The organism is Micromonospora rosaria (genome assembly GCF_001567585.1).
Lineage (GTDB): Bacteria > Actinomycetota > Actinomycetes > Mycobacteriales > Micromonosporaceae > Micromonospora > Micromonospora rosaria.
Genome location: NZ_LRQV01000205.1, coordinates 1 through 8,446, shown reverse-complemented (window position 1 = coordinate 8,446; position 8,446 = coordinate 1). Strand labels below are relative to the sequence as shown.

Annotated in this window: 8 protein-coding genes; 3 read left to right on the top strand and 5 right to left on the bottom strand. The window is 68.6% G+C overall.

The features are described from left to right. Positions 1 to 418: 418 nt before the first annotated feature. Complete coding sequence (locus AWW66_RS36175; protein WP_281179645.1) at positions 419 to 547, bottom strand: hypothetical protein; 129 nt, start codon at positions 545 to 547, stop codon at positions 419 to 421. Between the two features lie 627 nt (positions 548 to 1,174). Here AWW66_RS36175 and AWW66_RS36170 point away from each other — a divergent pair. The 3 genes from AWW66_RS36170 to AWW66_RS30270 all read left to right on the top strand — a co-directional run bounded on the left by AWW66_RS36170 (position 1,175) and on the right by AWW66_RS30270 (position 3,627). Next, the gene (locus AWW66_RS36170; RefSeq protein ID WP_067373652.1) at positions 1,175 to 2,272 is read left to right on the top strand and encodes a helix-turn-helix domain-containing protein; all 1,098 of its coding nucleotides are present in this window, start codon (positions 1,175 to 1,177) and stop codon (positions 2,270 to 2,272) included. After that, positions 2,269 to 2,817: a PIN domain-containing protein gene (locus tag AWW66_RS30275; RefSeq protein ID WP_067373649.1), complete on the top strand. Its 549-nt coding sequence runs from the start codon at positions 2,269 to 2,271 to the stop codon at positions 2,815 to 2,817. Before AWW66_RS36170 ends, AWW66_RS30275 begins: the two co-directional genes overlap by 4 nt. A gap of 102 nt (positions 2,818 to 2,919) precedes the next feature. After that, positions 2,920 to 3,627: a Crp/Fnr family transcriptional regulator gene (locus AWW66_RS30270; RefSeq protein ID WP_083979195.1), complete on the top strand. Its 708-nt coding sequence runs from the start codon at positions 2,920 to 2,922 to the stop codon at positions 3,625 to 3,627. Between the two features lie 384 nt (positions 3,628 to 4,011). On the opposite strand, the gene AWW66_RS30265 is transcribed toward AWW66_RS30270, so the two are convergent. From AWW66_RS30265 to AWW66_RS30250, 4 genes are all read right to left on the bottom strand, one after another. Next, on the bottom strand, positions 4,012 to 4,857 hold the full coding sequence (locus AWW66_RS30265; protein WP_067373644.1) for an ABC transporter permease: 846 nt from the start codon (positions 4,855 to 4,857) through the stop codon (positions 4,012 to 4,014). After that, positions 4,854 to 5,774, bottom strand: a complete 921-nt coding sequence (locus AWW66_RS30260; protein WP_067373639.1) for an ABC transporter ATP-binding protein — start codon at positions 5,772 to 5,774, stop codon at positions 4,854 to 4,856. Before AWW66_RS30260 ends, AWW66_RS30265 begins: the two co-directional genes overlap by 4 nt. A gap of 110 nt (positions 5,775 to 5,884) precedes the next feature. Then, the gene (locus AWW66_RS30255) at positions 5,885 to 6,580 is read right to left on the bottom strand and encodes a response regulator (protein ID WP_245648555.1); all 696 of its coding nucleotides are present in this window, start codon (positions 6,578 to 6,580) and stop codon (positions 5,885 to 5,887) included. A 118-nt stretch (positions 6,581 to 6,698) separates the two neighbouring features. Then, complete coding sequence (locus AWW66_RS30250; RefSeq protein ID WP_245648554.1) at positions 6,699 to 7,946, bottom strand: sensor histidine kinase; 1,248 nt, start codon at positions 7,944 to 7,946, stop codon at positions 6,699 to 6,701. Positions 7,947 to 8,446: the final 500 nt, after the last annotated feature.

Below are 8,446 nucleotides of genomic sequence, written 5' to 3'. Positions count from 1 at the left end.
GGGCTCGGGGCCGGGCTCAAAGTCCGGAGGCCGCTCGCAGTCGGCGTAGCGGCCCTGGTCGGTTCACCGTCGAGGGCGACGAACTCGCCACCGGAATCTGTCATCACCACGTCCTGGCGCCGGCCGAAAATCAGCGTGCGCATCTGCCGCTCCGGGTGGACGGGTGTTCATCACCGATGGTAACGCACGGTGATGTATGGCTGCCTCTCCTGCTTCCGTTTCCCCTGTCGCTGGCCGATCAACTCGTTGTGCGCGCCGCGGGGTCGGCCTTCCTGGGCCGCTACCGTGGCCAGACTCGCGTGCACACCGAGTCCGACCTACGCGTCTTCCTGCGCTGGTGCGCCGACCATGAACCGCCCCGGATCTTGTAGAGAAGGGAGCCAACTGTTCGAGTTGCCTGGGCGTGGAAGGCGCGTTCCTACTCGCCTACGACGATCGCGTCGAACCCGCGTCCCGGGTTCGTCACGGCGGCGAGCATCCGCGACGCCTCCGGGCGGTCCGGCCAGGCCACCCGGCGGGAGACACCCTCGTCGAAGAACTCGACCACGATTTGACCATGGCTGGTTACCAGGTCCTCGGCGTAGGTGCGCTGCCACCGACACGACGACGCCCGGTCCTGAGAGGCGACGGTGGACATCCGGCGTAGAACGCAAACCGCAGCGTTTTCGCGGACGCCCGCGTGGTTCGGCGGGCTCCTCGCTCTTGTTGCTGGTTGACCCACCCTGAGAGAGCACCCGTCTGCACGTCTGTGGTCGTTCCCGTTGCCATGGGAGGACCTCCACGAGCGGCGCGTCCACCCCCGCCATGGTTCCCTCAACCAGGGTAGGGGTTTTGGCTGCTTCATGCAGCCTAGTCACTCTTTGGGGTGAGATCGGTGGCGGCGGCCTGGATGTCCGACGGGTATGGTGCGGCCTCGGACGGTCGGGGATGGGACCTCCGAGGATGTTCGAGGATGGTGGTCGATGCCCTTACAGGTCGACCTCCAGCACGACTGCAACCTGCGCTGGCGTGATTCAGGGCTTCTAACGGTGGCCATCCCAGTCCCGTGACGACTCAGCAGGCATCGGTGTGTGCATGGGCGATGCCTTGTTCATTCGGCTCCAGGCAGGGGTGGGTGAACCGCAGACCTTCTTGCGTTGTCTCATTCCGGCGCTGAGTGTGCGATTATCGCACTATGGCTGATGGCTGGGACTGGCCGCTCGTCGGTGAGCAGGTACGGCGGGCCCGCCTGTCGTTGGGGATCTCGCAGCAGGATCTCGCGGTGGTGGTGGGGCTGGACCGGACGATGCTGGCCAAGGTTGAGGCGGGCAGCCGTCGTGTGGACGGCTTGGAGCTGGCTCGGCTTTCCAAGGCTCTGAAGGTGTCGATGGAGTACCTGATTCATCCACCGCCAGCGGTGGTGTCCCGACGGACGGCGCCGCTGACCGAGGAGACCGACACCCACGTAGCACGTTCGTCGGAGCGCCTTGAGATCGCCATGGTCGAGTGGCTTCGTCATGTCGAGCAGTTGCGGGATGTCGGGGTGTTGCGTGCCCGTCCGCTGCTTCGCTACCCGCATCCGGTGGCCTCCGAGGATGACGCCCGTCAGGCAGCCCGTTGGCTACGACAGCGGTTCGGGCTCGGTGCGGAGCCGATCGACAGCATCATGGATGTCTGTGAGCGTGCAGGTCAGTGGGTTCTGGTCACCGATCTACCCGGTGACGGCGCATCGCTGGTCGAGGGCGACATCGCCGTCGCTGTCGTCAGCACCACGGGCGATCCTGGCCGCCGTCGGGCTACCGCTGCCCACGAGTTGGGGCACCTCATCGTCGGTGACGAGTACTCCGCTGACCTCGGTGTGAGTACCTCGCGGGCGGAGCGGGAGGCGGTGATCGACGCCTTCGCGGCGGAACTGTTGCTGCCTGTGCAGGCATTCGCGCTCACCGGAGACCGTGCGACGGTGAGCCGGGAAAAGCTCGTGGGCTACGCGGCCCGATATCGCACGTCCTGGTTGCTGGCGCTGCGGCAGGCGGAGCAGGCGGGGATGATCGACCCGGCGACCCGAAGAACCTGGAGCCAGGCTCGGCCCACCCACGCGGAGTTCATGGAGGCGCTGAGCTGGACACCACAGCCCGACCTCACGTCGGTACGGGTACCGCCCGCCTACGCCCAGGCCGTGATGGAGGCGTTGCGGAACAGGCGAATCACCCGGGCCAGGGCTGTGGAGTTGATGCATGACCAGATTGTCGAGGCGGACCTGCCGCAGGACGACGACTCGGAGATCGCCCCGTGAGCTTGCTGGCACAAGGCGCATCCGTCTTTGTGCTCGACACGATGGTCCTCAGCCACTTCACTCTCGCTGACCGGTTGGACGTCCTGCAGGATCTGCTGCTCGATGCCGACTGCTGGACGACGCAGATGGTGCGGGAGGAGCTGCGAGTGGGTTCGCAAACGCATCGTGAACTGGTCGCCGCATGTGAGGCGGACTGGCTGACCACTGCCGAACTGGACACGCTCGACGAGGTGCGGTGTTTCACCAAGTGGGCCGCGCGGCTCGGCTCGGGCGACCGCGACCTCGGGGAGGCATCCGTTCTTGCGGCCGCCGAACTGCGGGCAGGCGTGGCCATCACGGACGACAGGAACGCGACCCAGGTCGCCCGTACCCACGGTGCCCGCGTCCACGGCACCATATGGCTTCTCGCCGGTGCCTGCCGGGACGGTAAGCAGACTCCGACGGCTGCCGGCAACCTCATCGAGGCGCTGAGAGCGACCGGTGCTCGCCTGCCCTGCTCAGGGGCGGAGTTCCCGAACTACGCCCGTAAGCACAACCTCCTGTAACCGCCACGGACAGCTTCGTAATCCGATGATTCAATGCCACTGAGTCACAACCCACTCGTTGCCGTTCTAACCTCGTTGCCAGAGTCGGCATAAGTTCTATGCATGGGTGACTACGGTGAGTCCGGACTCGTTGCTCATCTTCCTCAGGACGAGTGGCACCGGGTGCAGGACACCGGGATTCCCGTCCGCTTCGAACCCCGGGATGTGCTCCTGCGTCAGGGCGACAACACCCAGCATGTGCTTGTGGTCCTGGCCGGTTGCCTCAAGGTCGTGCGCTCGGAGATCGATGGCAGCCGTGCATTACTGACACTGAGGTTCGCCGGCGATGTCGTTGGTGATCTCGCCGCCGTCGACCTGGAACCCCGCTCTGCGACGGTCACGGCCCTCACCACCGCGGTTACTCGGCTACTGACCGGCCCACAGTTCCGACGTCTCTTGACCCGACCCGCATTTGCCGCAGGGTTCGCCGCCTACACGGTCAGCCGATTGCGCGCCTCGGACGCGCAGCGTGCGGCCTTGGCCGTTCTGTCGGTGCGCGAGCGGCTGGCGCGGGCGATGATCCATCTCGATCGAGAGAGTCAGCGTGCCGACGGACGGGCGGGGATCCGGCTGTCCCAGGTGGAGTTGGCGGAGTTGGTCGGTGCCTCGCGGAACGCGGTCGTCACTGAGTTGACTGCCCTGCGTGCTGCCGGGATCGTCACCACTGGGCGGTGGGAGATCACCGTAGTTGATCCGATGGCCTTGAGCGTCTGGTCACACGCTTTCTGCCCAGTGCTGGGCAGAGAGAGGCCCGGCCTCGGCCGACGCTAAGGGGGTCCCATCGCCGAGGAAAGGACCCCCATGGAGCACACTCCGTTCGAACGCTCGATCGACCTACCACCATATCGGGCCATCCTGGCTGTAGACGCCAAGGGCTTCACCGCCGAACCGGGCAGCACCCAAGAGGCGAACACCATCTTCGTAAGATCATCGATCTTGCGCACATGACCTCAACGACATCGACCACCTTCGGTCACCACCGAATGTGAGACAGAGCCGTTCGTTTTACAGTCCCCACGACGACCCAGAAGGTGATCCCCGCGATCGTCGTGCCGGTGTCACTGGCGGCGATCACGTGGCTGGCGTGGTCGAGATGTGACATGGGAGTTCCTCCTACGGGAGAGCCGACGGGCTGTCGGACGGGATGGGCGCGGGTCAGGCCGCGTCGCGGCGGCGGAAGGTCACGGCACCGGCGCCGAGAGCCAGCAGCAGGTACAGCGCCAGCACGGCGGCCGCACCAACCTGCGACAACAGGTACGGGTTACCGACGCCGGCGAGCTGGGGGATGAGATTCGGAAGAAGGACCGAGCCGACGCGTAGCTGCCAGGTCGTCGGCAGGAAGTGCGCGAACACCGGCGCGACCATGATGAGGCCGCCCATCGTGAGCAGTGCCCCCGCGGTCGAGCGCAGCAGCGCGCCGAACCCCAACGCCACCAGGCTGGCGACCAGCACGACGACCCCCGCGGTGAGGACGATCGGGATCGCGTCGGTCCAGGCCGGCCAGGGATTGAGCGGCGCCGGACGGTCGCCGAGCATCGCCATCGCGCCGATGGTGGCCAGCAGCGAGAACAGGAACCCACTGACCAGGCCCACCGAGGCGGCCACCGCTCCCTTGCCGGCCAGCAGGATCCACCGCTGCGGGATCGCCAGCAGACCGGGCCCGATGGAACCGCTGGTGAACTCGCTCGTGATCAGCATGCCCCCGATGCACGAGATGAAGAACATGACGAACGGCATGACCACCACGGTCGGTTCGGCGACCTCGTAGTTCGCCTGCTCAGCCGGCGTCGCCTGGTCGAAGGACTGGATGAGGAAGAAGAGGGCGAGCATGCCGAACACGGCCACCACGACGGCGCCGAGGACGAAGCCGTACGTCGACCGGATCGTCCGGAGTTTCATCCACTCGGACGCCACGACGTCGCGGAACAACCGCATCCCGGAGACGGACGGGGCCTCCTCGCCGATTTCCACGGCAGCCGGTCGATTCTGCAGAGCGGTCATGGTCGTTCAGTCCTCTCTTTGGTGGCCCGGTACTCGGCTGCCTTGCTGGTCATGTCCAGGTAGACGTCCTCGAGCGTGGCGCTGCGCGGGGTCAGCTCGTGGATGGCGATCGACGCGGCGGCAGCCGCGTCGCCGATGGCCGAGGCGTCCATCCCGGCCACGGCGACCTCGCCACCCGGTCCGACGGTCACGGTCGCGCCCAGCCCGGTCAGGATGCGGGTGAGGTCGTCCGCCCTCGGGGACCGGACGAGCACGTCACGCTCGAATCGCTCGCGGATCTCGGCCACGGAGGCCGATTCCAGCAACCGACCCTGGCCGACGACCAGGACATGGTCGACGGTGAGCGCCATCTCGCTCATCAGGTGGCTGGAGAGCAGGACGGTGCGCCCCTCGGCGGCCAGGGACCGCAGGGTGGAGCGGATCCACCGGATCCCGGCGGCGTCCAGCCCGTTGACCGGTTCGTCGAGCAGGACCACGGCCGGATCGCCGAGCAGCGCGCCGGCGATCCCCAGGCGTTGCCGCATCCCCAGGGAGAACCCGCCCACCCGCTTGTGCGCCACGTTCGCCAGGCCGACCTGATCCAGGACAGCCCCCACACGGGCCTTGCCGATGCCGTTGCTGCGGGCCAGGCAGGCCAGGTGGTGGAAGGCGCTACGGCCGGGATGGGCGGCGTCGGTGTCGAGCACCGCGCCCACCTCGTGCATCGGGCGGCGGATCCGGTCGTACCGGCGGTTGTCGATCGTGGCCCGGCCCGAGGTCGGATGGTGCAGCCCCAGGATGATGCGCAGGGTGGTGGACTTTCCCGCTCCGTTCGGGCCGAGAAAGCCGGTCACCACGCCCGGCCGGACCTCGAACGACAATCGATCGAGCGCCAGCGTCGGACCGTACCGCTTGGTCAGCTCCTCTACGACGATCATAGGTAAAGCGTGTCAAGCGCGACGCCGCCGCGCGTCTGGCCACGGTCGCAAATCCGGGTCGGACCAGGGTCGGACACACCGCGGCCGGGGACGGCACCCCGGGGGGATGATCAGCCCCGGCTGACGCTCACCAACCCCGCCTCGTAGGCGGCGATCACCAGTTGCGCCCGGTCCCGGGCGGAGAGCTTGCCGAGCAGGCGGCCGATGTGCGTCTTCACCGTGCCCGGGCTGAGATGCAGGTGTTCGGCGATCTCGGAGTTGGACAGGCCGCGCGCGATGAGGGTGAGCACCTCCCGCTCCCGCCCGGTCAGTTGGTCGAGCCGGCGGAGCGCGCCGCCGGTCGGCAGGGACTGGCGGACGAACGCGCCGATCAGGCGCCGGGTGACCCGTGGCGCGAGGAGCGCCTCGCCGGAGGCCACCACCCGGATGGCGGCGAGTAGGTCGGCCGCCGTGGTGTCCTTGACGAGAAAGCCGCTGGCCCCGGCCTGCAACGCGGCGTAGACGTAGTCGTCGAGGTCGAAGGTGGTGAGGATCAGCACCCGGGTGTCGGCCACCCCACCTGGCCCGCAGATCTGCCGGGTCGCCTCGATGCCGTCCATCTCCGGCATCCGCACGTCCATCAGCACCACGTCGGGCCGGGTCTCCCGGGTCAGCCGAACGGCGTCGCGGCCCGTGCCCGCCTGGCCGACCGGCGTGATGCCGGGTGCGGTGTCCAGGAGCGCGCAGAAGCTGTCCCGCAGCAGGGCGTGGTCGTCGGCGAGCAACACCCGGATCGGGTCGCCCTCACCAGCTGGCTGTCCACTCACGACCGTCTCTCCTTCCCGAGCCGGATCCGGAACCGGTCCGGGATCCGTCACCGCGTCACGCTTCATGGTCACACGAGGAGCCGGGGCGGCGTGCCACCCTCCCGACTCCGGCGGCTGATCAGCCGTCGGCGGCCAGCACGTCGTCGTTCAGGTCGTCGCCGGCGTCGTGCGGCAAGTGGGCGGCCACCCGGAACCCGGCGCGCGGCTGCGGCCCGGCGACCAGCGTCCCGCCGTACATCGCCACCCGCTCCCGCATGCCGACCAGGCCGTGGCCGCCGCCGGTGCGGCGCTGCGTCGGTGGACCCGTCCGGCCGTCGTCGACGACCTCGATGTCGATGCCGTCGGCGCTGACCACCACCCGCACCCGGCAGGTGGTCGCCTCGACGGCGTGCCGCAGGACGTTGGTCAGGGCCTCCTGCACGATCCGGTAGACCGTCAGGTCGACGGCGACGGGCAGGTCATCGGTCCCGACGAGGGCCAGGTCGACCCAGAGACCCGTCGCGCGCACCCGTTCGGCCAGGGCCGGCAGCTCGGCCGTGCCCAGGGCCGGGGTCAGCTCGGCCGGGCCGCCGTCGGATCGCAGGACGCCGAGCAGTCGACGGATCTCCGTCATCGCGGTCCGGCTGGCATGTTCGATGGCGGCCAGCGCGGCCCGGGCCTCCTGCGGCCGTTCCTCGGCGATGTGGTTGGCCACGGTCGCCTTGACCGCGATCAGGCTCATGCTGTGCCCGATGATGTCGTGTAACTCCCGGGCGATCCGCAGGCGTTCGTCCGCGACGGCCTCCCGAGCCAGCTGAGCGGCCATCCGGGCGGTCACGGTGCGCCGCCACCGCACCATCCGACCGGCCGCCCAGGCGGCGGAGAGGGTCACCGCGGTGATCCCCAGCTCCACCGGCCACCAGAGCGGCACCTCGCTGTTCGTCACCGCCGGGACTGGAGGCATCCGGACCGCGTAGTACCAGGGGATCGCCAGGGCCGGGCCGAGCAGGGACAGCGTCAGCGCCACGACGGACCACCGGGCCCCGGTCGTCGTCGCCGCCGTGTAGAGCGCGAACGCCACCGGCACATAGGTCACCCAGATCGCCCCGGCGCCGGTGACACCGGCCACGGTGGCCCCGACCGCCGCGCCGAGGATAAGGGCCAGCACCGGCAGCGGCCAGAGACGGCGTACCGCGACCGGGAGGCCGAGAAGGGCGCCGGTGAGCCAGGCTGCCCACGGCGGACCGTCGAACGCCGGACCCGGCGGGTCGAGCGGCGTGTACGCGGTCAGCAGGGCCAGCAGCACGGCCGCGGCGGAGTCCACGAGTGACGGCGGCGCCGTGATCCGGAGGGCGCCACCCGTGGGTCGGGCCGAAGGGTCGTGCACGGGCCCAGAGTAGTCGTCGAGTCGTCCCGCTGAGCGCCGGCGCCCAGCGGGTGCGGGCCGGAGCGTGGACGGGACAGCGGCACCGATCACTCGATGCCGGGGCCGAGTGGTTTGCGGAACGCGCGCAGAGCGGCGACCGACGCCAGCGCGATGATCAGCAGGGACAGGCCGACGGTCAGCCAGGCGCGTCCGTGGACGGGGCATGCCGAGGACCAGGTGCCGCGAGGCGTCGACCGCGTACGTCAGAGGATTGACGGTGGCGACGGCGCCGAGAGGGTTGCCGGCTGGCGACCATCTATTGATCGACACGCTGCCGATGGTTGAATCCGCAGAGCACATCATTAGAACAACCAGATGTGCCGTAGACACGTTGACAGCATAAAGGGCTGCAGTAGACGCATGAACACCCATGTGAGTACGGGTGCGGTAAATCGGTGTACATGTCCCCCCTCGGACACAGTTTCCCCGCATATCTGCGTGATGTGACGTACCGGTGGTCG

Coding starts and splice junctions, on each gene's coding strand:
- AWW66_RS36170 (WP_067373652.1), top strand. CDS start 1,175: ATGGCTGATGGCTGGGACTGGCCGCTCGTCGGTGAGCAGGTACGGCGG.
- AWW66_RS30270 (WP_083979195.1), top strand. CDS start 2,920: ATGGGTGACTACGGTGAGTCCGGACTCGTTGCTCATCTTCCTCAGGAC.
- AWW66_RS30265 (WP_067373644.1), bottom strand. CDS start 4,857: ATGACCGCTCTGCAGAATCGACCGGCTGCCGTGGAAATCGGCGAGGAG.
- AWW66_RS30260 (WP_067373639.1), bottom strand. CDS start 5,774: ATGATCGTCGTAGAGGAGCTGACCAAGCGGTACGGTCCGACGCTGGCG.